We start from the raw sequence: 21,590 nt of genomic DNA, 5'->3' as shown, positions 1-21,590 counted from the left end.
CCAATGCGAAAAATAGTGGCCGGCAAGCTGCACGGCATCCACGTCACCGAAGCGAACCTCGACTACCATGGCTCGATAACCCTGGATCCTGCCCACTGCGAAGCAGCCGGGATCCTGCCCATGGAATTCGTGGAGATTTGGAACAAGAATTCCGGTGCTCGGATTTCGACCTATGTCATTCTCGGCGAGCGCGGCTCACGATGCTGCATCCTGAACGGTGCTGCCGCGCGCACCTGCCAGCCAGGCGACCAGATCATCGTCTGCAACTCCGTCTATCTGGACGAAGCGCATATCACCTCGCTGAAGCCGCGGATCGTCACGTTCGACCAGGACAACCACATACGCGACCGCCTGAGCTACTCGGTCGATCTCGATGCACATGGCCGATACAGCTTTCCATCCTTGACGAGTCCAATACGGCTTTGGCCATCCCTGCCCTGGTCTCTGGGGCGTGAATTCTCGCCGACACATGCGCGAGCTTTCCGCCCGGTTTGATTGGCCGCCGATCATCGGTGCGGAACCGGATGCGCTAGACAAAAAAGCGCCGGACCGTTCAACCTGAGGCATTCACCAGGGGAGTCTCGGCAAGGGGCTGAGACGCCACGAACCCTCGCATCTCTTCGCTAGGCAGGATGAATGGCTCGAGCCTCAAGCCCCTTCTGGCCCCGAGCATACCGGACAATGACTTTCTGACCCTCGTCCAGCCCGACGAGACCAGAGCGCGTCAAAGCCGTGGCATGAACGAACACATCCCTGCCACTGTCTTCAAGGCTGATGAAACCGAACCCCTTGGCGGCATTGTACCACTTCACGGCGCCGGGGCTCTCCAGTTCCGGTACCTCGGGTCTTGTGACACCCTTCGGCGCAACACGATCGCGGGGTCCGGTACTCGACGCGCGCTCCGTGCCGCCACTGACCGTGATCACTTGCGCAACCTGTGGCCCTTTTGGGCCTGCCTCGGTCCTGACCCGCAGGAGCATCCCTTCGGAAACTTCGGCATGCCCTGAGGCCTGCAATTTCGATATGTGCAGGTAGGCGTCGGACCCATCCGCCAATTTGACGAAGCCAAATCCCTTCTGAGCGTTGAACCACAGCACCTCGGCATCAACCTCAGCCGAAGCTGAAGTTGCTGAAGTTGGACGTTGGAAATAGCTGGGCTCTTGAGGCTGATTGTCGGTTTTTGTGTTGTGGAAGCTTTGGTGTCGCGGCTCGCGATGATTTCGGTATTTGCCCATTCTCGTACCGGCTAAAACTGGTGGAAGGCGCAGAGTATCATCGGGAAAATCCCTGATCAATGTGAGTGGCAGGAATAACGCCTTCCGGCCGTCGTCGAAGTCCCCAAAACCTGCACAATCATTCGATCCCGTGCGTAGAAGTGACGCGATTACAGTAGCATAGCCGGCATGATATTGTCCTCTTCGAAGCAGGCCTGCTTTTGTCGGCGCTGCATGGAGCGAAAAATCGATGCCACCGGGATCCAGCCAATATAAAACTCATGTCTCCACCGTGCTGCGCCCGAGGATGGCGGCAGGCCTGGACTTCTCGGCCGTTACCCTATCGGCCGGCTTCAAGCTGACCTTCTAAGCCCCGGGCCGTCGCCCCGAAAATGGCGACGATTAAAAGGCAAGAGTTCAGTCGTCCAACCATTCGATTATGCGGATCGCGACGCCATGGAAGCAGCTGCTGCTGCATTGCGATCCGTACCCGGTGTCCTGATTATCCACCCAGGCCCTTAGCTTAACGCTGCGGGCCCCTGTGTCAGCTCGTGGTCAGGATGAAACGGCGGTTCGGAGCCAGCGCCGGCCGCGCATTCATCGGGTAAAGCGCCGTGAACTTCTCAATGTCGGATGCATCGACCTGCAGCGGCTCACGCGCCACCATCCAGTCGACGATCTCCGAGCATGGCGGCGTGGTCAGAGAGCCCTCGTAGCTCCAATAGCCCAGCGAGGCCGGCAGCAGGCTGTTGGGATCGACATCCCCGACCAAGGCTTTGCCGCCCGTCTGCGTCGGGAAAACCGCGGCGAGGCCTGCAAACGTCTCGTTCTTCGCACCCGGTGTCATGAACACGCCCAGCACGCCAAGCGCTCCGCTTTCGCGATTCTTATGGACGAAATGCACCTCCATGGGGAAGGTCTTGCCTTCCACCAGATGTTCGCTCGGCGCGTGGAAATGAAATTGCAGCAAATCGTAGGTCTTGCCGCCCCGGGCGAGCGTGCTGCCTTCCGGCACGTCGATCTGGATCGTGTGGCCGTTATTAACGACCGTGCCGCCGCCTGCCTTCCAGTCGATGCCGATTTGCGGGATATCCGCCTTGATGGCGCCCGTCAGGTTCAGCGGCGACTGCTGCGCCCCGGCCGAGCACGCGGCGTTCGCGCCATCGAGCGCGCCCCAGTGCTCCGGACCGTTTTTCCCACCATAACTCCAATGGACGCCCTCGTTGGCAATACCTGCCCGCGCGCAGATTGCGCATGCCCCCAATGCTATGAATCCTTTAATTAAATTGCGCCGTTGCATGTCGTTCTTTCATTTCATTTCTGTTGTGGGATCAAAAGCCTCTGCGTCCGCAGGGATGAGAGTTGGACGGCCTTGCCACGCGTGTCCTGCGGGAAGATCCGAGCGGGAACATGACCGGTCACTCGGTCTGGTTGGAATTGGCGGATGCCGTTCATCACGTTCCTTGGCGCGGGTGCTGCGACGTACACGAAGGTGTTGGCGTCTTCCGATGGACGAGCGTTGCCACCTATGAAAGCGTCACAATCATTCGACGGTGACTGATTTTGCGAGATTGCGCGGCTGGTCGACATCTGTGCCCATGAAGACCGCCGTGTGGTAGGCAAGAAGCTGTATCGGCAGTGAGAAGATCATCGGCGCGATGATCTCGTCGGCGGTCGGTAGCACGATCGTGTCCGTCGTGTCGAGTTTCGATGCGGCTGCTCCTTTTTCGTCGGTGATGAGGATAATCCGTCCTCCACGGGCGGCCACTTCCTGCATATTGGAGACAGTCTTGTCGAAAAAGCGATCATGCGGGGCGATGACGATCACTGGCATGTTCTCGTCTATCAATGCGATCGGACCATGCTTCAATTCACCTGCCGCATAGCCCTCGGCGTGGATGTAGGAAATCTCCTTGAGCTTCAGCGCACCTTCCATCGCCAGTGGGAAACTGGTGCCACGGCCGAGATACAAGACGTCATGACACTTTGACAGTTCGCGCGACAGAATCTCGATCTTCGGCTGGATGCTGTTCAGTACCTGGCTCATGAGGCGCGGCATTTCGGCGAGGCTTCCGGCGAGCGCCTGCATCTCATCTTCGCTTATGGTTCCGCGGGCCCTGGCGGCGCCGATGGCGAGTGCGGCGAGAACGGCTAACTGGCAGGTGAAAGCCTTGGTGGAGGCGACGCCGATCTCCGGGCCGGCAAGGATCGGAAAGACTGCATCGGCCTCTCGAGCGATGGTCGATTCGCGGACATTGACGACGGCGCCAATTTTCAGCCCAAGCTCCTTGCAGTACCTCAGCGATGCCAGCGTATCGGCGGTTTCGCCCGACTGCGAAATGAAAAGAGCCGCCGACTGCGGCGACAACGGGATCTCGCGGTAGCGGAATTCGGACGCAACGTCGATTTCGACCGGCAGGCGCGCATAGCGCTCGAACCAGTATTTTCCGATCAGTCCGGCGAGATAGGCGGTGCCGCAGGCAGAGATCGCCAGGCTCGGGATCCTGGCGAAATCGATGCTGGAAACCGCATCGGCGCTATTCTCTATGAAGTTGATATAATGGCCGAGCGCATGGGTGATGACTTCGGGCTGCTCGTAGATTTCCTTCTCCATGAAGTGGCGATGGTTGCCCTTGTTGGCCAGATAGGCCGCAGCCATGGAGGTCTGGCGCGGACGCTCGACGGGACGGCCGTCGAAATCGAAGATATGGGCGCCCGTCTTGCCAATAACGGCCCAGTCGCCGTCGATGAGATAGGTGACTTCATTGGTGAAGGGAGCAAGCGCGATAGCGTCGGAGCCCAGGAACATCTCGCCGTCGCCGTGGCCGATCGCCAGCGGTGGTCCATTGCGCGCCGCCATGATGGTCGACGGATCATCCTCGAACAGGATGGCAAGCGCGTAGGCACCCCTGACGCGTTTCAGCGTGGCGTGCATCGCCTCACGCCGCCTCATGCCCTCCCGGCGGTGTCTTGCCAAGAGATGCGCGACGACCTCGGTGTCGGTGTCGGTCTGGAACTCGGCTCCTGCCGCCGCCAATTCGTCCTTCAGCTCTGCGAAATTCTCGATGATGCCGTTGTGGACGACGGCCACACCGTCGGTGAAGTGCGGGTGCGCATTGCGTTCCGTCGGTGCTCCATGGGTGGCCCAGCGCGTGTGGGCGATGCCGATGGTGCCGCTCAGCGGCTCTTCCTTCAGTCTCGTCTCTAAATTGACGAGCTTGCCCTCAGCGCGCCGGCGGTGCAAGGCGCCCTCGGTGATCGTCGCAACGCCGGCTGAATCATAGCCGCGATATTCCAGACGTTTCAAAGCGTCGATCAACCGCTCCGACACCGGCTGTTGCCCAACGATGCCAACAATCCCGCACATGTTCGTCTCCGAATTCTTACCGGCCGCCTCAGTCGACGCAGCAATCACGGGGACAGACACCCGCCCGGCGCGCTTTCATTCAGGACTTCTAATAGCATCCGGTAAGATTGGTAAAATTGATTATTGGGATAACCAGCATCCGCCATATGGATGGAATCGAGTCCCGATCTAAATCTCCTCGTTGCGCTCGACCCTGATGATCGAACGCAACCTCACGGTCGCGGCAAGAAGCATCAACCTTAGTCAGCCGGCTATCCATTGCGCGGCTACGCGCCTCCCCCGCAACCGCGGTCGCAGTCCTCCCCTGATGTTTCCCCATCCGCTCGCGTCGCCAGATCCTTTGAGCTTACCTGAGTCGCTCCAGCGTGTTGTCGATGCCCTTCAGTGTCGTCCCGCGATCCTCGACCGAAAGATCGGTGAGGGTCGATATTAACCGGCAGCCGCAGCATGTCGGCCATAGATGAATTTGATGGCGGCCCGCCCTTCGGTGCGAACACTTCATGCCACCGGTAGGGCAGAGTGCGAACGAGCAGACGCCATCTGAGGTGAGCATGCGGATACATCCGTCATATGGATTGCTTACCATCCGAACAATCGATTTGCTCAATTCACTTCTCGAAAGCTAACCCTCTTAGTCGTGGAATCATGGGGCTCTGGAAGGCGACGCTGGTTTAACGAATGCAGGGGGCCGTACGAAGGAGGATCGATGCGCAGAGAAATGGTAAGCAGAGTTGGTGGCTTTTTGGGCTGGCCAACCGGCGGTTTCGGCCCGTCAACAGGTCCTTACATGCTCCATCTCCAACTATTGCAGGGGTGCAGCTTGCATGCTCCTGCGACTACCCGCCGGAAAGAGGGTTACGAACACTGCGACGAGTTGCGCGACTTCTGCTGTCGCCCCGGTCTCATAGCGGACGGTGGCCTGTCCTACCTTGATAGGAGATGAAATGCGAACGCTGCTCGTTGATCATCATGCGGATCTTACGCGCGCCGTGCGAGCTGCGCTCGGGGATAGCGGTTTCGCCGTTGATGTCGTTGGGACCCTGGAACAGGCGTCGAGTGCTTTTTGCTGCGCGAGCTATGAAATTCTCCTGCTGGAGTTGGCTCTGCCAGATGGTGATGGCTTGGGCTGGCTGAGGCAGCTAAGGAGCGACGGGCATTCAGTTCCTGCCCTCATCATGAGTAGCCTCAACGATCTTGAGAAGCGAATTGCGATTTTCAACGGTGGGGCGGACGACTTTCTGCTCAAGCCCGTCTCTACCGATGAGCTCATCGCCAGAATGAGAGCCATTCTGCGCCGGTCGACACAGGTGACCGACCCCATCGTTTTATTTGGCAATCTCAGTTTCGATCCGATCGGCCGACAGGTTTCCGTTGCGGGTCATCCGCTGAAGATCGCACGCCGCGAACTCTGTATTCTAGAGCATCTGCTTATCCGTGCAGGCCGCATCGTGCCGCGTGCGCAGTTGGAAGATCACCTCTATTCGTTCAACGACGAGGTATCTGCCAACGCGCTCGAAGTCGGAATCTATCGGTTACGTGGACACCTGTGTAGGTCGGGTGCAACGCCACGGATCAAGACCGTGCGCGGCATTGGTTACATTCTTGAATTGACTGAGGCGGCATCCGCATAGTTGGTCGAATTGAAAGAAAGACTGCCTTGAAAATCGTTCCAACTCGCCATCCTGGCGCCAATCGGCAGCCGATCCTCATCGACGGTCCGAGACCGACGGTTTCCCCCTACTTGGGCCATCTCCTCTGCGCGCTCATTCTGTTATCTCCACATTCTGCCGCGGCCCAAAACAGCGGGGATGATGGGGCGACGCGTGCCGCTTCCAATAGCATCAACGCCACGCTGAACCTTTCCTCTTCGCTCGGCAAGACAGTTCATTTGTCTGCGCCAGCCGCGACCATCTTTGTTGCCGACCCGACGATTGCAGATTATCAGGCGCCCTCGAACAAAACCATCTTCGTCTTTGGGAAGAAATCCGGGCAGACCAGCCTATTCGCCTTGAACGACAACGGGGAGGCTCTTGCCCAGTTGCGTATTGTCGTCACACAACCGATCGGGGACCTGCGCGCCATGTTGAGGGACCAGGTCGGCGACTATCCGATCCATGTCAGCTACACGCCGCGCGGCGCAATCCTTAGCGGTACAGCGCCCGATGCCGAGGTCGTCGACACCGCGAAAAGAGTCACTGAGCAATTTCTCGGTGACGGTGCGCAGGTCGTCAACAACGTCAAGGTCGCTGGGTCCTTGCAGGTCAATCTGAGTGTGCGCGTAGCGGAGGTCTCCCGTAGCGCCATGAAGGAACTCGGTATTAACTTGTCCGCCGCCGGTCAAATCGGCAATTTCAAAGTGGGTTTGTTACGCGGCGGCAGAGGTGCCGGCTCTGGTGCGGCGAACGGGGGCGGTACAGCAGAAGTCGGATTCGACGATGGCAATATCAGCGTCGGCGCGGTTCTCGACGCGCTCGCCAAGGAGCAAATCGCTTCCGTCTTGGCTGAGCCGAATCTCACTGCGATGTCCGGTGAAACCGCCAGCTTCCTCGCCGGCGGCGAATTCCCCATTCCTGTCCCGCAGGAAAATGGGCAAGTCTCGATTGAATTCCGTCGCTTCGGCGTCAGCCTGGAATTCGTACCCACCGTTCTCAACAACAACCAAATCAACATTCGCGTAAAGCCGGAAGTCAGTGAACTCACGTCACAAGGTGCCGTTCAAATCAACGGTATCTCCGTGCCGGCGATTTCCACGCGCCGTGCCGACACAGTCGTCGAACTCGCCAGCGGGCAGAGCTTTGCAATCGGGGGGCTCATCAGGCGTAACGTCAGCAATAACATCAGAGCTTTTCCTTGGCTCGGCGAGGTGCCGATCCTTGGCGCCCTGTTCCGTTCGTCCTCATTTCAAAAGGAGGAGTCGGAATTGGTTATTCTGGTTACGCCTTACATCGTAAGACCAGGATCGACCCCCAACCAGATGAGCGCACCCACGGACCGGATGGGGCAGCCTTTGGACGGGGGGGCCACGCTGACGAATTCGTTGGCAAGTCCGCCACGAGACCGCGTCGGCGCGCCAGGCGCCAAGGGCGGTCTCGGCTTTATCATCGAATAGCGGTGCCGAATGACGTTGCGGATCACAGGTCTCCTGATCGCTCTGACGGCAAGCGTAAGTGGCTGCACAAGCACCGCGAATGTCGAACCATTGACACCGATCCTTATCCGGCAGGAGACCACCGTACTAATGTTCGAGAGCCTTCGCGCTTCCGAACGGCAGCGTTTGCGTGTTTTCCTTGAGAGGGCCAGTCGCGGTCGGCGCGATGCGCTTCATCTCCTTATCAGCGGGTCGCGCCGGCTCAGCGCAGAGACAGTCCATCAGGCCAAGGAGATGGGCATCGACGTTTACAACATCCACTTATTTGACCAAGACGACGGCCGCGCAGCGCGAATAGAGGCGATCGTCTTCCATGCCGACCCTCCTGTCTGTCCCTCGTTTTCCAGCCCTTTGCCTAACGAAAAGTCCTTCGACCAGACGCTTGGCTGTTCGATACGCCATAATCTGGCGGTAATGGTTAACGATCCGCACGATTTGCTCGACAATAGGGCTGTCAAGCCAAGCAATGGTGATCGTGCGGCCATACCAGCTGCCACATACAGGACATTCGCGACGGGCAAAGATGGCTGATGTCAGGTCCCTCGTCTTCGTAGATCCCGGCACCTGCTCCAGCACTAACATTGCGGATCCATCGGATTTGGCGCACGATCGTTGCCTCATCGAGGTCATTGACCTTCGACAATCCAGATGGGCAACAGGCTGCCCTCACCAAACTACGGCGCTCTTGTGTGGGCGCTGCGCTCAAGACTTTGCTTGGTGAGACAGCGGCTACTATCACGCTGAAAGTGTGAACGGAGCCGGGACGGATCCCACTCCAAGCGCCCCATTGGAGCCGGGACGGGTGCCGTCGCGGGAGTGTTGGAATTGGGAGTTGGCGTAGTCTCCGGGGTGTCAAACCTCGAATCATCCGGCGTTAGAGGGCCGGACAGCAGACTACGCCATGACAAGGACTACCATGAATGCCGAAGCCGTTCATCCTGAGGATGAGGCGACGAACTATCTTTTCGACAACTGGTTTGATCCGATCGAAGCTGGTCTGCGCGAGCGGGTGCGCGGCTTCATCGAGACGATGCTCAAGACCGAGCTGGACGCGGTGCTTGCCCGCCCCCGTTATGGCCGGCAGCCGGCGGCGCGCAGTGATGAGACCACTGGTGTCGCCGGCCACCGCCACGGCCGCCGGACGCGCACGCTGACAGGGACCTTCGGCATCACCGAGATCACGGTTCCGCGGGCGCGCCTCGATGCCGGCGAAGACAAGCCGGTGGAATGGAAGAGCAAGGCCCTGCGCGCCTATCAGCGGCGCACGATGGCCGTCGACGCGCTGATCGCTCTGTTTATCTCGCCGGCACGAACACCAGGCGCGTGCGGCGTGCATTCGCTAGGCTATTCGGCGGCGCGATCGAACTGGCCGTCGCGACGCTGAAATTTCTGCCGCAATCGAGAACGCGTTCTCAAAACCCACATCGCATAGGGCCTTGCTGGTTCGCTCTGCTTTGGCGCGTAGAATTCCCTCTGCCGGGTTCCACTGTCGAGCTGTTCTCACCTTCTCAGCGGCCAAGGGTGAAAGCACTTCAAGGCCGCAGGATATAAGCCGGGCCAAGCTGGACCGACTCTGGACTGGACGCGACCTTCCGATGTTCCGAGCGCCGCTCAGACCTGCCGGTGTAGGCAAAGCTTGAGCGGCAGCTGGTTGATAGAATGGACGAAGCACGTGGAGGCAGCGCACATATGCTGGTCAGGCCACGTTCTGGGATAATGGCATTGTGCCGATCTGGTTGGAAACGCCAGCGGCTTGCACAGGCTCGGCTGCAAGACGTGCTTGCAGGTTGTTCAAATAGCCATCTGCATAGGTTTGCGCCATGGAAACCGGCAGATTGATCCCGGCCGAAACGGCCTCTTCCATCGCCTGTTTCACGAGCCCGTTGCGAATTGCCAGCTTGACCCCGGGGCCCGCGACAAGGCTGGCCGCCTGCGCTCCGATACTGATGCCAGCTTCTTGCAACGCCTGCTTCATATTGCCTCCGGTAATGGCTGTACGGAGAAGATTTGCCGCTTGCGCTTCGCAGGCAAGCGTCATCGATACGGCATCGGCCACTTGGCCCAGGACTGGAACGAAGCTGAATACACCCACCGCCGTCGCAGCCCAATCAAGCACTGGCGCGGCCACCTTGAGCACGTCGCCGACCGTGTGGATGAAAGCCCCGCCGTTCTTTTTGGGTGATTTGGTATCAGGCTGGTCCGCCCGGCCCATCATCATGTCCGAGGCGGCGTCCTGCCCCGCAGTGGTTTCGGGCACACTGGTTTTTGGCTGCTGAACGGTGCGGTTCGCAGACGACATGCCGTCGTAGAAGCGGGCAAAGTCTTTTTTGCTGACATCACCAGAGTCGACCGTATGTCCGCCGCCGAAGTCGAAGAACTTATTGTGGGTCTTATAGCCTGTGATCGAATTGTTTAGCAGACTGAACAATAAAGGATCTGAGAGTAGCTGCGCGGCCGCCTGTTGCACTTTCGGATCGAGACTCTTGTCTTGTGCCATGCTCGCGAGCTTGTCACGAGTCAGGACACCGCTCCCAAAGAAGGCATCCTGATTGTGCTTAATCGTTTCGATCGTGTCCAGCTCGGGTCGCGTGAGGCTCATCGACGATGAAGCGACTTGCAGGAAATCCTCTTTGTGGACCTTGTCTATCGCACCACCGTACAACTGCTTCCACTCATCCGGGTGACTGACGAAGTACTGAGCAGCCGCAATGACCTGGGGCGGACATTTGCCGGTTTTCGATTCGCCTTCGACGATCTGCTTGAAGTCAGCCAGACTCAGGTTCTTGGGCAGGTTTTCGGAGTACCGGTAAAGCTCGCGCAATGCATCGCTCAAGGTCATGACCGACGGCTGCGGATTTCCAGCGCTGTCGGATGGAATGTAGTTCTGCGCGTAGCTTTGCGCCTGGCGGTCCTGAAATTCGGCAACTTGTGAGTGATGGCGGGAGAATCCGGACAAATCCTTCGCCGTGATCTTGCCGCCACAGCGGCCATCGCCCTGCGAGCCGATCGCATAAAAAAGCTCCGGGTCCTGCTGCAATCCCTCGATCGCCGCCTTCAGATCCGGTGGCGTAGAGGGATCATTGGCTTTGTCCCCCAACGATTTCCAACTGAGCGGGCATTGGTCCTTGTGACGGTTCAGCACCGCCACAATCTGCAACTCGGGCTCGGTCAGCGAGCCGCCGTTCCACGTGATTCTCGAGCTTTTTACGGGCGCCGGCGCGACGGAACCGGAGGCGACCCCAGAGGGCTGCGGGCCCTGATCCATCGCTTCGATTGCTGCCCTCATATTTGGCGGCAGCAGGCTCAAGGGGTTCCGGCACAATTCGTCCAACGACGCCCCGACATCCGGCGACAGCAGTTCCAATGGGTTCCGGAAAAACTCTTCCATCGACGACTCGAAATTCCGCGGCAGCGGGTCCCGGAGCGCGAAGGAACCGGCCCTGTCCTCGAGCATGTAAATGGCCATCATCGCATCAAAGGACGGCGTGCTTTCCGGCGTCCTCCTGTCAAACGTATGCCCAGAAGGTATCGGGCCCGACCAGACCTGTGCGGACTGCGGGTTCGGGCTGTTGTACTGTGGGAGGTTCGCGCTGTTGTAAACGTTAGTGGCGTTACTGACGTTAGTAATTAACATTTGTGGCTCCTCAGACGTGAAATTGCAATCCCCCGCAAGGGTGACGCCAATGTGTGTTCACGAACGTTGACAATTCCGAGCATTGGCCGGGTCACCAAATTGCCCTTGGCCGCGCTTCAATTGCTCCGCTCCTTAGTAGCTCCAGGGTTCAACTCCAGCACAATGGCCGGCGATCGTTGAAGATCCTGAATCTCATCATGAGCGGTTCAGCTTTCGAGAAGCTGACGAATTCAAAAGAATAATCAGGAGGCGGCCGCCGGTAATGTTTTCTCCGGAAGCTGCGGCGTATCCACAGATGTCATTTCTGACTCAGCTCAGGCTTCCCGCCAACGCCGTCCTGTTGCGGCACGTCAGAAGAGTAAGAGGCTTCCGGTCGTCCATCGCGGACGACCATGGTGGAGGAGCCCCGAAACAATATCAGCACGGATTCTCTCGTCGGCGCCGCCGCGACGTGAGGCCGCGCCTGCGCCTCCGCAACGAGGCCGTTGAACGTCTGCTCCACGAGCGCGATGAAGCGCGGCGGACCGGAAACCAAGACGAGGCCATTTCCCGGCGCGGGTCTCACGACATAGCGATCATCGGAGATGTTGAGCTCATCGAGAGCCGCCTTGAACGCATCGAAGCGAATCGAAGTCAACACAAGCATCCGAGTTTGCGCTTCTTTTGCAGCAGATACATAGAGCACAAGCCCATCATAGTACCATTGGAGATCGTACAGCTTGGTCAAGCGGTCGAGGAACTCGCGCGGTGGCAAATCCGGCATACGCCCGCGAATCCGCCCCTTCACCTCGGCGCTGATGTTGACCCTGATATTCAGGTTGCTGCCGAATTCCTGCAACGCGGCAGAGAGATCCTGATCTAGAACCGTATACGTATAGGGTGTCGAGGGGAGCGACAGAGGGACGCCGAGAGTTGCGTGGATCCCGGAGAGAAAAAACCCGACACAGAGAAGTCCCTTCAAGCTGTGCAGGATGATGGATCGGATGAGCGTTCTTGACATCTCGTCTTGGTAAACCAAAGGCAGAAACTCTCACAAGTCACTAAAGTCGCCAATGTGACTTTTTAAATGACTAAACGACGCCCTCGTCAGCCTGCCGTCAGCTCGCCTCTCTAGGTGTTGACCCAACAGCGGGTGACAACCGGCTGGACTCATCCCACGTCAAAGAGAAAGCAATCGAGTCCTTGCATGATGATGCCTGTCCCGTCGATCTCTGCCAGTCTGACAGACTCTCTTCCCGGAGTCGGGTCACCTTCATTCGGCGAGCAGGCCCAGTTTGAGCACGCGCTAGCGCAGGCGGCCGCCTCGATGAAAAACGATACCGCGTCGGGGCCAGCGACATCGGCGCCAATTCCTCCGCAGTTGGATGTTCAACGCGCGACTGCGCAGTCTAGCCCGCTGGGCGACCGCGTGCTCCAGACGATTTCTTCTATGTACCGGGACAATGCAGTTACTTCTGCCGCGCTTGACCATCAGGTAGGCCTTGCGAAGGACGGTCTACCTGGGCCGGCGCAGAAGCTCCCTGTCGAAGGTGGCGCAGCGGGAGCGCAGATGTCGGGCGTTCCGCAAGCAGGACATGATTTCGAATCGATGATTGCTGATCTGCGGGATCTCTACAACGGCGCCACCCAAGTTGCCCTTATTTCCAAAGGTGTCAGCGGCATCACCTCATCTGTGAACAAGCTATTGAAAGAAGGATGAACGGCGCGCATGATTGGCTTAGCCCATGGCGAAATCATGTATAGTCGCCAGACTGGTCGGCGATTGCTTCATTTTATCGTGCTGCCACTTCTCCTTGCCCTGAGTGGTTGCAAGGTCGATCTCTACACGCAATTGCAGGAGCGCGAGGCGAATGAGATGCTCGCGCTTCTGATCGACAACGGGGTTGATGCGGTCCGGATTGCCGCTAAGGATGGGACCAGCACGATCCAGGTCGACGAAAAGCTGCTTGCTTTCTCAATCAACCTCCTGAATGCCAAGGGGCTGCCGCGCCAGTCTTTCAAGAACCTCGGCGAGATATTCAATGGATCGGGCCTGATTGCCTCGCCGACCGAGGAGCGTGCTCGTTACGTCTATGCGCTGAGCGAAGAGTTGTCGCGTACGATCAGCGATATCGATGGCGTCTTCTCAGTACGTGTTCATGTCGTTCTGCCCAATAACGACCTGTTACGAGCGGGAGGTACGCCATCCTCGGCCTCGGTTTTTATCCGGCACGACGCCAAAGCAAATCTCTCAGTTCTGCTGCCGAAGATAAAGATGCTCGTCGCCGACAGCATCGAAGGCCTGTCCTACGAAAAGGTCGAAGTGGTTTTGGTGCCAGTGGAACGGTCCGCACAGGAGCAACGGTCCGTACCGGCGACTGTTTCGGCCCAAGCTGGGTCCGTCCCATCGCCACTTCTGGCGATGGTGATGGGTGTTGCCGCAGCTGTATTCGCAGTAGCGTGCTATCTCTTAGCCAGTGTTCTCAGGCATCGGCGCAGGCAATCATCGGGCGAACTATCCAAGGTCGAGGGCCCTTCGGGTGTTTCCGCTGTCGCGGCCACTCGCAAAAAGATCATCGGCGATACGGCGTAGGTAAGATTCCCATGCCGATAGCGATACAGACTGCCGAACGCGATCAGTCGTTCCAATTGCGTTCCGTGTGCCTGAGCGATCTTGCCGCTTCGGCCCACCCGACTCGCCTTGCCGCACGTCTTGATCCGGCGTTGTCCGCTGCGACGTTGGCGCAGTTGCAGAAGAGTCCCAGGCTGCAGCCAAGACTGGCAGAATTGCTGCTTGACAATGAAATGGATTCGAACGGAAGCGGCTGGGGGCCAGATCTTCTGCGCGGACATGATCCGCGTCGGGCTGCTCTCCTTGCCGGCAGTATCTGGCATGCCCGTTCGCTGCTGAAGCTTGTTTCAAAGCCTCACCTCACCGCGCTTGTTGGACATATCGGCGCTGATGCCCACGCGTTTGGCATCCGACATCTGGCGCATGCGATCGCAAACAGCTTGATCGCTGAGCCGGAAGAACTCGCACAGCAAATTGAACACGATGGACATGCCTGCCTTGGTGCTTGGCTCAATGACAGTTCAGCGCTTGAGCGCAACCGCGTGCTTCTACGGTTGCCCGTCGGGACCGCCGCCGAGACCCCAGCGCCCGAACACAGCAATGCCTCGGGCCAGTTGTTTTCGCTTGTCGTAGCCCATTTTGAGACGGAGATCCCGGTGATATGACAGCCGATGTTTCCGCACCGCCCGTCGCGCCGCAGATGCGTCCAGTGGGGCCACTGGTACCAGCGAGTGAGCTCGATATCTGGTACAGCGCCGCAGAAGCGCGTGACGCAGTAGAACGGCATCGGCAGCGGGTTCGCAACTGGGTACGTGCCGCTTATCAGCGTGAACGGGCGCGCGGCCATGCCGAGGGCTTGAATGCAGGCGCCGAGGAAATGGCGCGGCTGATTGCACGGGCAGTCTCCGAAGTTGCGCGACGAAAGGCGGTTCTGGAGCAGGAATTGCCACAGCTCGTGATAGAAATCCTAAGCGATCTTCTGGGTGCGTTCGATCCGGGCGAGCTGTTGGTGAGGGCTGTTCGTCACGCGATTGACCGCAAATATAACGGGGCGGAAGTTTGCCTTCATGGGTGTCCCACGCAAGTCGATATGCTCGAGCGCGAGTTTGCTGGCTGCGACGGACGGGAGGGCCGCCCGAGGGTTCGGATTGAGCCGGATCCGACGTTGTCGCCGCAACAGTGCGTGCTGTGGAGCGAGTACGGCAATGTCGATCTTGGGCTTGATGCACAGATGCGCGCGCTGCGCCTCGGCTTCGGGTCGCATTCTGAAGAAGGCAAACTGTGATCACGCCGGTACCACAGCAGAATAATCTCGCTGGCAGCCGGGCTCCCGATCCGGCGATCTCGTCTTTGAGGTCCACAGCAAAGCGAATCGACACGCGTGTCGTGCGCGGACGGATCACGCGGGCTGTCGGTACACTGGTCCATGCCATCTTGCCAGACACTCGGATTGGAGAACTTTGTCTGCTGCAGGATACGCGAACCGGCCTGTCGCTCGAAGCCGAGGTGATCGGTTTGCTGGACAATGGCGTGTTGCTCACGCCGATCGGTGACTTGGTGGGCCTGTCCAGCCGCGCAGAAGTCGTGTCCACTGGACGAATGCGTGAAGTGCCAGTCGGCCCCGATTTGCTTGGCCGTGTGATTGACAGCCGTTGCCGCCCACTCGACGGCAAAGGCGAAGTCAAAACCGCCGAAGCTCGCCCGCTGCACGGCAGGGCGCCCAATCCAATGACAAGGCGCATGGTTGAGCTGCCGTTCCCGCTCGGGGTCCGTGCCCTGGATGGTCTCCTCACATGCGGCGAGGGCCAGCGGATTGGGATTTACGGCGAGCCTGGTTGTGGCAAGTCGACGTTGTTGTCGCAGATCGTAAAAGGCGCCGCCGCCGACGTTATCATAGTCGCGCTCATAGGCGAGCGTGGACGTGAGGTTCGTGAATTCATCGAGCGGCATCTCGGGGAGGAGGGCCTGCGCCGTACGGTCGTTGTCGTTGAAACCTCCGACCGCTCGGCAGTGGAGCGGGCGCAATGTGCTCCTATGGCGACCGCGCTCGCGGAATACTTTCGCGAACAAGGGCTACGCGTCGCCCTCATGTTGGACTCGCTGACGCGCTTCTGCCGCGCCATGCGAGAAATTGGGCTTGCTGCGGGCGAGCCGCCGACCCGGCGGGGCTTTCCTCCTTCCGTTTTTGCGATGCTGCCAGGCCTGCTGGAACGTGCCGGCATGGGTGAGCGCGGCTCAATCACGGCCTTCTATACTGTACTTGTCGAAGGTGATGGCACAGGCGATCCAATCGCCGAGGAATCGCGCGGCATTCTCGACGGCCATGTCGTCCTCTCACGCGCTATCGCGGCGCGATCGCATTTCCCCGCCATCGATGTGCTGCAGAGTCGCAGCCGCGTCATGGATGCGGTCGTTTCCAGGACACATAGCAAGGCAGCATCCTTCTTCAGGGATCTCCTCTCGCGCTACGCCGAGTCCGAGTTTTTGATCAACGTCGGCGAATACAAGCAAGGCGGCGATCCCCTAACTGACCGGGCTGTCGCCTCGATTGGCGACCTGAGGGAATTTTTGCGCCAGGGCGAAGGCGAGGCGTCGGATTTTGAGGAAACGGTAGCATGGATGTCGCGTCTGACCGCGTGAATCGTGTTCACGCTTCGAGGCTACGGCTTCTGAAGGAAATGCAAGAGCGTAGTGCCCTTAGGGAGCTGTCCACAAAGGAAGCCCAGCGCCATAGGGCCACCTTGGCCGTACAGAATGCCTCCCAGGGGCTTGCAATCGCACAGCAACACTGTGCAGGCGCCGAAGCGGCGCTCTACCAGGAGCTGATGTCGCTCGACACCTTGTCCAGCGCAGCACTCGACCATCACAACCTTCACATTGAGCGGCTTGCGGCAGAGGTCACGTCCAGACGCCAGATGCTTGATGATGCACGCATCGCTCAAGAAAAGGCAGAGACAGCGGCGTCTGAGACGAGGGCCCTATGGGTCAGACGTTCGGCGGCAAGGCATAAATGGCAACAAATCGAGGACGACGTCCGGCGCGCCGTCGATATTCATTCGGAAGCCGCAGGCGAAATTGAGGCCGATGATGAGATATTGCTTCGATATGGGAGGGTTTCGCTCGCCCTGATGTCGGATAACCAGGTCCGATAACCGCAGGTTCTCTGAATGACGCGATCGTGCAGCTTAGAGCCGCTTTGGTAACAACTGTGGTCAGACCCGTTATATTCGAACCAGCGCTAACACTGTCCCACGTGGTTGTCTCGTGGCTCAATGATATAGCGACCTCCCGCAGGCCGTTTCAGAGCCGGATCAGCGACAAGCCGCTATCGGTGCGGATGGAAGGGCTTGTCTGGCATCAGCAACATTCTGCCATTCCGATGCTTGACTGCGTTTGGCGCGTGGGGGCTGAAACGATCGTCTTGTCGCTGTCACGACGGCTTGTCGAGGCGCTCGTGTCGACAGTGCAGAGCGGCCTTGCTTTCCCTTCCGAGCCAACTGCTTCGCTCATTCTCGAACTTGCACTCGAGCCGCTTATCGCTCGACTGGAGGATATGACGCAGCTGAACGTGCAGCTTCTGCACGTGCGTGAAGCCATGACACTGGCTCCTTATCTGGAACTTGATATCGGCTTCGGCCCAGTCAATGGCAAGGGCCGTCTGTTCCTGTTCTCGCCTCTTGATGGCTTGGTGCCGTCTGCCTTCCGCGCGCTAGGCGAACTGCTTGGCCAGTTGCCGCGACAGCCGCGCGAGCTATCCCCAGAGCTGCCGATCATAGTCGCAGGAGAGATCGGGACGCTTTGCGTTCCGGCAGCGCTTCTTCGCAAAGCATGTGTCGGTGATGCTCTGTTGCCAGACATATCGCCGTTCGGCCGCGGCCAGATCACTCTATCCGTCGGCCGGTTATGGGCCGGGGCAGATATTGAGCGCGACCACCTCATCCTGCGGGGGCCTTTCCGCCCGCGATCGTGCCTCTTGGAGAATGTGCATATGACGACACAATCCGAATCGCAGCAAGAATCGTCGGAAGCCGATCTCGACGATGTCGAGATCGTGCTTGTCTTTGAATGCGGCCGCTGGCCTATGCCTCTAGCGGAATTGAGGAGTGCCGGCGAAGGGCATGTTTTCGAACTCGGTCGGCCGATCGACGGTCCGGTCGACATACTTGCCAACGGTCGGCGTATCGGGCGTGGCGACATCGTGCGGATCGGAGATGAGCTGGGCGTCAGACTCCGCGGCAGCTTGGCATCCAATGACTGAGATTCAGCCGGCAATTCTGTCGCTTCTTGCGGTTACAGCCGGACTCGGTCTGCTGGTTTTAGCAGTCGTCACAACCACGGCGTTTATAAAAGTCTCAGTTGTTCTATTCCTCGTCCGCAACGCGCTCGGAACCCAGACGATACCGCCGAACATAGTGCTGTACGCTGCGGCGTTCATCCTCACCATTTTCGTTAGCGCGCCTGTTATTGAACAGACCTATGATCGGATGACCGATCCAAAGCACCGCTATGAAACGTTGGATGACTGGATAAGCGCCGCTAAAGAGGGGCGTGAGCCCATGCACGGTTATCTCAAGAAGTTCACAAATGAAGAGCAGCGCCGTTTTTTTCTATCCTCGACCGAAAAACTCTGGCCAGAGGAAATGCGCGCCAGAACCACACCTGACGATTTCGCCATTCTCGTACCATCTTTCCTAATTTCAGAACTCAAGCGCGCATTCGAAATAGGTTTCCTTCTCTACCTTCCCTTTATCGTCATCGATCTTATTGTAACGACAATTTTGATGGCGATGGGCATGTCTATGGTATCACCCACAGTCATATCTGTCCCTTTCAAGCTATTTGTGTTTGTCGCTATTGATGGCTGGTCGAGATTAATGCACGGACTTGTGTTGAGTTACACCCAGCCGGGAGGTTGATTATTACTCAATCCAGTATTGTCACTCTTATGAGCCAGTCGTTGGTGGTTTTCATGATCTGGATTCTGCCACCGCTCATTGCATCGGTGATTGTTGGCCTAGTCATTGGTATCATCCAGGCGGCAACGCAGATCCAGGATGAAAGCTTGCCCCTCACCGTGAAGCTTCTGGTCGTTGTGGCGGTGATTGGCCTGTTTGCCCCTGTGCTGAGCGCCCCGCTCATTGGGCTGGCCGACCAGATCTTTACGGAGTTTCCCGCAATGACACCTAGCTACTAGCCTCCGCCATGTATGCGTCATCGGCCGAGATTCAAATCCTGATCCATGCGGCTATCGAACTCGTCGTTGCAGCCGGCCTTGGCGCAGCCCGCGCGATAGGCATCATGATGGTCCTTCCTGTGTTTACGCGGGCTCAGATCGGCGGGCTGATTCGCAGCTGCCTGGCTGTTGCCTTCGGACTACCATGCTTGGCACACGTCAGTGACGGGTTGCAGGCGCTAGATCCTGAAACACGTCTGATCCAAGTAACTCTACTCGCATTAAAGGAGGTTTTTGTCGGCCTGCTACTTGGCACTTTTCTCGGCATCCCGTTGTGGAGCCTTCAGGCGGCCGGCGAGTTTATCGACAACCAACGCGGCATCACCAGCCCGTCCGCTCCGTCCGACCCCGCGACGAACAGTCAGGCTTCCGCTATGGCGGTTTTTCTCGGGATCACTGCAATTACGATCTTTGTCGCATCAGGAGGCCTGGAGGCTGTGATCAGCGCCCTTTATGGCAGCTTCCAGATCTGGCCCCTGTATCGGTTTCACCCCACATTGACCGCGCAAGGAGCAATGGAGTTATTAAGGCTCCTCGACCACATCATGCGTACGACATTGTTGGTCTCCGGGCCTGTAGTGTCCTTCCTGGTGCTGGTTGACGTGTCAATGATGATACTGCGGCGCTTTGCGCCCCAATTCAAGTCGAGCCAACTGTCCCCGACGATCAAGAATATCGGCTTTCCGATTATCATGATTACCTACACTGCCTATCTCATCGAGGGGATGAACCTGGAGATCACACAAGCGAATGGCGCGCTTGAGTGGTTCGACAAGCTGCTGAAATGAGCAACACGAGTGAAGAGAAGAACCACGCCGCCACCCCGAAGAAGCTAAGCGACGCGCGTAAAAAAGGCCAGATTCCACGCAGCTCCGACTTCGTCCGCGCGGCTGGCACTTGCGCTGGGCTCGCCTATCTTTGGCTAAGAGGGAGCGTGATATTGGACAGATGCCACGAAGCGCTACTCTTAACCGACAAGCTGCAGAACCTGCCTTTCAATATCGCGGTCCGGCAGGCACTGGTCCTGCTAATCGAACTCACCTTGGCAACCGTTGGCCCGCTGCTTGGAACTCTCGTCGCCGCGGTCATTTTGGCCGGGTTAATAGCCAATGGTGGATTTATCTTCTCTCTCGAGCCGATGAAGCCCAACCTCGAGAAAATAGACCCTTTTCAAGGGCTGAAGCGCATGGCGTCTGCGCGCTCTTTAGTCGAGGTTGGGAAGACGCTGTTTAAGGTAATGGTCCTCAGCTCAACCTTTCTCCTCTTCCTTCTCGGTACGTGGAAGACGATGGTCTACCTGCCGGTCTGCGGCATGGGCTGTATCGGCCTCGTCTTTACGGAGGCGAAACTGCTGTGCGCGATCGGCGCCGGTGCACTTCTGGTCGGCGGACTGATCGATCTCCTGGTGCAGCGTGCGTTGTTTCTGCGCGAAATGCGCATGACTAAGACCGAAGTGACGCGCGAGTTGAAGGAACAGCAAGGTACGCCGGAGTTGAAGAGTGAACGACGTCGCCTCCGCGACGAGGCTGCTGGCGAGCCTCCGCTTGGGGTGCACCGCGCCACGTTGGTCTTGAGAGGGAGGGCGATTCTGGTCGGTCTGCGTTATGTTCGTGACGAGGTCGGGGTGCCGGTCTTGGTTTGCCGCGCCGAGGGCGAGGCTGCTTCAGACATGTTGATTCAGGCGCGGGCGCTACGTGTCCACATTGTCGATGATCATGTTCTTGCGCATCAGCTCATCAGCACAACGAAGCTGGGTGACGCCGTTCCTGCGCAACATTTCGAGCCTGTCGCGAAAGCACTCTTCGCCGCAGGCTTAGCCTAGTTGTGGAACCTTCTGCGGTTACTGCCCGCAATACGAGAGGCTTCTGGCCCTTTTCGACATGTGATCGAGTGCGGTCTTCTGTCAGGCCTTCATGTGCGGCATTTCCAGGAGCCGCTGGCCGGTTTGGTGATCTGCAGATCAGGTCCAAGTCTCAACAACGAGCGCATTGGCTTTGGCTCCGGCTGGTTTCCTGATCCAGATGTGTTCGATCCTTGCGCCCATTCGGGTCGTCGCCTTCTCAACCCCCCTTTTCCGGCGCCGGGCTGTTTGCTGCAGGTCGATCATCAGCCTCAGCCGACGCCGGATTCCGAGGCAGATTGCTCTTTGGGTCCTCGACGATCCCCTCAATGCGAGTGAGGTGGTGGATACCTTGTGCGACGACGTGGCCGTATTCGCAGAGAATGGCACGCAATGCATGCACCAGATCGGTGCGCTGATGGACGAGGCGTTGGCGAGCTCGGAACAGCACTGCCATGGCCTGCTTCTACGCAACTGCTCCCTTGGAACTGGCAGCCCTGGCAAGACCCGCAATCGCTGACGCTTAAAGCCAGGTCGGTTTTTCTTTTGTGCGTCCGGGAGAACGCCTTCGTCAGCTAATCGTCAACCAGGCGGTCTATCTAG

General features: G+C 58.5%; 20 protein-coding genes and 2 pseudogenes. 16 read left to right on the top strand and 6 right to left on the bottom strand.

All coding sequences use genetic code 11. The annotated features are described in order from the left end of the window. The first annotated feature begins 3 nt into the window (after positions 1 to 3). Positions 4 to 455, top strand: a pseudogene (panD, locus tag MAXJ12_RS23160) (aspartate 1-decarboxylase). Between the two features lie 168 nt (positions 456 to 623). Here the strand turns inward: panD and MAXJ12_RS39715 are convergent. From MAXJ12_RS39715 to glmS, 3 genes are all read right to left on the bottom strand, one after another. Continuing rightward, complete coding sequence (locus tag MAXJ12_RS39715; protein ID WP_040587533.1) at positions 624 to 1,235, bottom strand: cold-shock protein; 612 nt, start codon at positions 1,233 to 1,235, stop codon at positions 624 to 626. Positions 1,236 to 1,758: 523 nt separating this feature from the next. After that, on the bottom strand, positions 1,759 to 2,514 hold the full coding sequence (locus MAXJ12_RS23150) for a carbonic anhydrase (protein ID WP_040587532.1): 756 nt from the start codon (positions 2,512 to 2,514) through the stop codon (positions 1,759 to 1,761). 243 nt (positions 2,515 to 2,757) lie between these two features. Next, positions 2,758 to 4,581: a glutamine--fructose-6-phosphate transaminase (isomerizing) gene (gene glmS, locus MAXJ12_RS23145; protein ID WP_008838459.1), complete on the bottom strand. Its 1,824-nt coding sequence runs from the start codon at positions 4,579 to 4,581 to the stop codon at positions 2,758 to 2,760. 944 nt (positions 4,582 to 5,525) lie between these two features. Here glmS and MAXJ12_RS23140 point away from each other — a divergent pair. The 4 genes and pseudogenes from MAXJ12_RS23140 to MAXJ12_RS34585 all read left to right on the top strand — a co-directional run. Then, positions 5,526 to 6,212: a response regulator gene (locus MAXJ12_RS23140; RefSeq protein WP_008838458.1), complete on the top strand. Its 687-nt coding sequence runs from the start codon at positions 5,526 to 5,528 to the stop codon at positions 6,210 to 6,212. 26 nt (positions 6,213 to 6,238) lie between these two features. After that, entirely contained in the window at positions 6,239 to 7,690 is a 1,452-nt protein-coding gene (locus MAXJ12_RS23135) for a type II and III secretion system protein family protein (RefSeq protein WP_008838457.1), read from the top strand. Between the two features lie 9 nt (positions 7,691 to 7,699). Next, positions 7,700 to 8,260, top strand: coding sequence for a CpaD family pilus assembly lipoprotein (locus tag MAXJ12_RS23130; RefSeq protein WP_008838456.1), 561 nt, complete (start codon positions 7,700 to 7,702; stop codon positions 8,258 to 8,260). A 385-nt stretch (positions 8,261 to 8,645) separates the two neighbouring features. After that, positions 8,646 to 9,091 (top strand): annotated as a pseudogene (locus MAXJ12_RS34585) (transposase); the annotation flags it as partial. Positions 9,092 to 9,425: 334 nt separating this feature from the next. Here the strand turns inward: MAXJ12_RS34585 and MAXJ12_RS23120 are convergent. Together MAXJ12_RS23120 and MAXJ12_RS23115 are read right to left on the bottom strand one after the other, a co-directional pair. Continuing rightward, positions 9,426 to 11,198 carry an HrpF/NolX family T3SS translocon protein gene (locus MAXJ12_RS23120; protein ID WP_008838454.1) on the bottom strand — a complete coding sequence of 591 codons (1,773 nt, stop codon included), beginning with the start codon at positions 11,196 to 11,198 and terminating at the stop codon, positions 9,426 to 9,428. A 463-nt stretch (positions 11,199 to 11,661) separates the two neighbouring features. Next, positions 11,662 to 12,363, bottom strand: a complete 702-nt coding sequence (locus MAXJ12_RS23115; protein ID WP_162097504.1) for a secretin N-terminal domain-containing protein — start codon at positions 12,361 to 12,363, stop codon at positions 11,662 to 11,664. Positions 12,364 to 12,549: 186 nt separating this feature from the next. Here MAXJ12_RS23115 and MAXJ12_RS23110 point away from each other — a divergent pair, with 186 nt between their 5' ends. Genes MAXJ12_RS23110 through MAXJ12_RS23060 form a run of 11 tightly spaced genes read left to right on the top strand, consistent with a single transcriptional unit; the run spans position 12,550 to position 20,969 of the window. Further along, complete coding sequence (locus MAXJ12_RS23110) at positions 12,550 to 13,062, top strand: nodulation protein NolB (protein WP_008838451.1); 513 nt, start codon at positions 12,550 to 12,552, stop codon at positions 13,060 to 13,062. Between the two features lie 9 nt (positions 13,063 to 13,071). Further along, positions 13,072 to 13,935, top strand: a complete 864-nt coding sequence (sctJ, locus tag MAXJ12_RS23105; protein ID WP_050898881.1) for a type III secretion system inner membrane ring lipoprotein SctJ — start codon at positions 13,072 to 13,074, stop codon at positions 13,933 to 13,935. Between the two features lie 11 nt (positions 13,936 to 13,946). Continuing rightward, positions 13,947 to 14,579, top strand: a complete 633-nt coding sequence (locus tag MAXJ12_RS23100; RefSeq protein WP_008838449.1) for a hypothetical protein — start codon at positions 13,947 to 13,949, stop codon at positions 14,577 to 14,579. Then, entirely contained in the window at positions 14,576 to 15,199 is a 624-nt protein-coding gene (gene sctL / locus MAXJ12_RS23095) for a type III secretion system stator protein SctL (RefSeq protein WP_008838448.1), read from the top strand. The genes MAXJ12_RS23100 and sctL overlap by 4 nt, the downstream gene beginning before the upstream one ends. Next, on the top strand, positions 15,196 to 16,554 hold the full coding sequence (gene sctN, locus MAXJ12_RS23090; RefSeq protein ID WP_008838447.1) for a type III secretion system ATPase SctN: 1,359 nt from the start codon (positions 15,196 to 15,198) through the stop codon (positions 16,552 to 16,554). The genes sctL and sctN overlap by 4 nt, the downstream gene beginning before the upstream one ends. After that, the gene (locus MAXJ12_RS23085) at positions 16,530 to 17,066 is read left to right on the top strand and encodes a hypothetical protein (RefSeq protein ID WP_008838446.1); all 537 of its coding nucleotides are present in this window, start codon (positions 16,530 to 16,532) and stop codon (positions 17,064 to 17,066) included. Before sctN ends, MAXJ12_RS23085 begins: the two co-directional genes overlap by 25 nt. A gap of 26 nt (positions 17,067 to 17,092) precedes the next feature. Next, positions 17,093 to 18,172 (top strand): type III secretion system cytoplasmic ring protein SctQ, encoded by a 1,080-nt coding sequence (sctQ, locus tag MAXJ12_RS23080; protein ID WP_085984039.1) that lies wholly within the window; start codon positions 17,093 to 17,095, stop codon positions 18,170 to 18,172. After that, positions 18,165 to 18,830, top strand: coding sequence for a type III secretion system export apparatus subunit SctR (gene sctR / locus MAXJ12_RS23075; protein ID WP_008838444.1), 666 nt, complete (start codon positions 18,165 to 18,167; stop codon positions 18,828 to 18,830). The genes sctQ and sctR overlap by 8 nt, the downstream gene beginning before the upstream one ends. Before the next feature lie 29 nt (positions 18,831 to 18,859). After that, the gene (locus MAXJ12_RS23070) at positions 18,860 to 19,108 is read left to right on the top strand and encodes an EscS/YscS/HrcS family type III secretion system export apparatus protein (protein ID WP_008838443.1); all 249 of its coding nucleotides are present in this window, start codon (positions 18,860 to 18,862) and stop codon (positions 19,106 to 19,108) included. 8 nt (positions 19,109 to 19,116) lie between these two features. Further along, a complete protein-coding gene (gene sctT / locus MAXJ12_RS23065; RefSeq protein ID WP_008838442.1) occupies positions 19,117 to 19,935 on the top strand; it encodes a type III secretion system export apparatus subunit SctT in 819 nt (272 codons plus the stop codon). Next, a complete protein-coding gene (locus MAXJ12_RS23060) occupies positions 19,932 to 20,969 on the top strand; it encodes an EscU/YscU/HrcU family type III secretion system export apparatus switch protein (RefSeq protein WP_008838441.1) in 1,038 nt (345 codons plus the stop codon). The genes sctT and MAXJ12_RS23060 overlap by 4 nt, the downstream gene beginning before the upstream one ends. Before the next feature lie 238 nt (positions 20,970 to 21,207). Here MAXJ12_RS23060 and MAXJ12_RS36990 read toward each other — a convergent pair whose 3' ends face one another. Further along, positions 21,208 to 21,444 carry a hypothetical protein gene (locus MAXJ12_RS36990; protein ID WP_139044004.1) on the bottom strand — a complete coding sequence of 79 codons (237 nt, stop codon included), beginning with the start codon at positions 21,442 to 21,444 and terminating at the stop codon, positions 21,208 to 21,210. Positions 21,445 to 21,590 lie beyond the last annotated feature (146 nt).

Source organism: Mesorhizobium alhagi CCNWXJ12-2 (assembly GCF_000236565.1).
Classification (GTDB): Bacteria; Pseudomonadota; Alphaproteobacteria; order Rhizobiales; family Rhizobiaceae; genus Allomesorhizobium; species Allomesorhizobium alhagi.
This window is presented reverse-complemented; position numbering and strand designations above follow the sequence as displayed.

Coding starts and splice junctions, on each gene's coding strand:
- MAXJ12_RS39715 (WP_040587533.1), bottom strand. CDS start 1,235: ATGGGCAAATACCGAAATCATCGCGAGCCGCGACACCAAAGCTTCCAC.
- MAXJ12_RS23150 (WP_040587532.1), bottom strand. CDS start 2,514: ATGCAACGGCGCAATTTAATTAAAGGATTCATAGCATTGGGGGCATGC.
- glmS (WP_008838459.1), bottom strand. CDS start 4,581: ATGTGCGGGATTGTTGGCATCGTTGGGCAACAGCCGGTGTCGGAGCGG.
- MAXJ12_RS23140 (WP_008838458.1), top strand. CDS start 5,526: ATGCGAACGCTGCTCGTTGATCATCATGCGGATCTTACGCGCGCCGTG.
- MAXJ12_RS23130 (WP_008838456.1), top strand. CDS start 7,700: ATGACGTTGCGGATCACAGGTCTCCTGATCGCTCTGACGGCAAGCGTA.
- MAXJ12_RS23120 (WP_008838454.1), bottom strand. CDS start 11,198: ATGATGGCCATTTACATGCTCGAGGACAGGGCCGGTTCCTTCGCGCTC.
- MAXJ12_RS23115 (WP_162097504.1), bottom strand. CDS start 12,363: ATGTCAAGAACGCTCATCCGATCCATCATCCTGCACAGCTTGAAGGGA.
- MAXJ12_RS23110 (WP_008838451.1), top strand. CDS start 12,550: ATGATGATGCCTGTCCCGTCGATCTCTGCCAGTCTGACAGACTCTCTT.
- sctJ (WP_050898881.1), top strand. CDS start 13,072: ATGATTGGCTTAGCCCATGGCGAAATCATGTATAGTCGCCAGACTGGT.
- MAXJ12_RS23100 (WP_008838449.1), top strand. CDS start 13,947: ATGCCGATAGCGATACAGACTGCCGAACGCGATCAGTCGTTCCAATTG.
- sctL (WP_008838448.1), top strand. CDS start 14,576: ATGACAGCCGATGTTTCCGCACCGCCCGTCGCGCCGCAGATGCGTCCA.
- MAXJ12_RS23085 (WP_008838446.1), top strand. CDS start 16,530: ATGGATGTCGCGTCTGACCGCGTGAATCGTGTTCACGCTTCGAGGCTA.
- sctR (WP_008838444.1), top strand. CDS start 18,165: ATGACTGAGATTCAGCCGGCAATTCTGTCGCTTCTTGCGGTTACAGCC.
- MAXJ12_RS23070 (WP_008838443.1), top strand. CDS start 18,860: ATGAGCCAGTCGTTGGTGGTTTTCATGATCTGGATTCTGCCACCGCTC.
- sctT (WP_008838442.1), top strand. CDS start 19,117: ATGTATGCGTCATCGGCCGAGATTCAAATCCTGATCCATGCGGCTATC.
- MAXJ12_RS23060 (WP_008838441.1), top strand. CDS start 19,932: ATGAGCAACACGAGTGAAGAGAAGAACCACGCCGCCACCCCGAAGAAG.
- MAXJ12_RS36990 (WP_139044004.1), bottom strand. CDS start 21,444: ATGGCAGTGCTGTTCCGAGCTCGCCAACGCCTCGTCCATCAGCGCACC.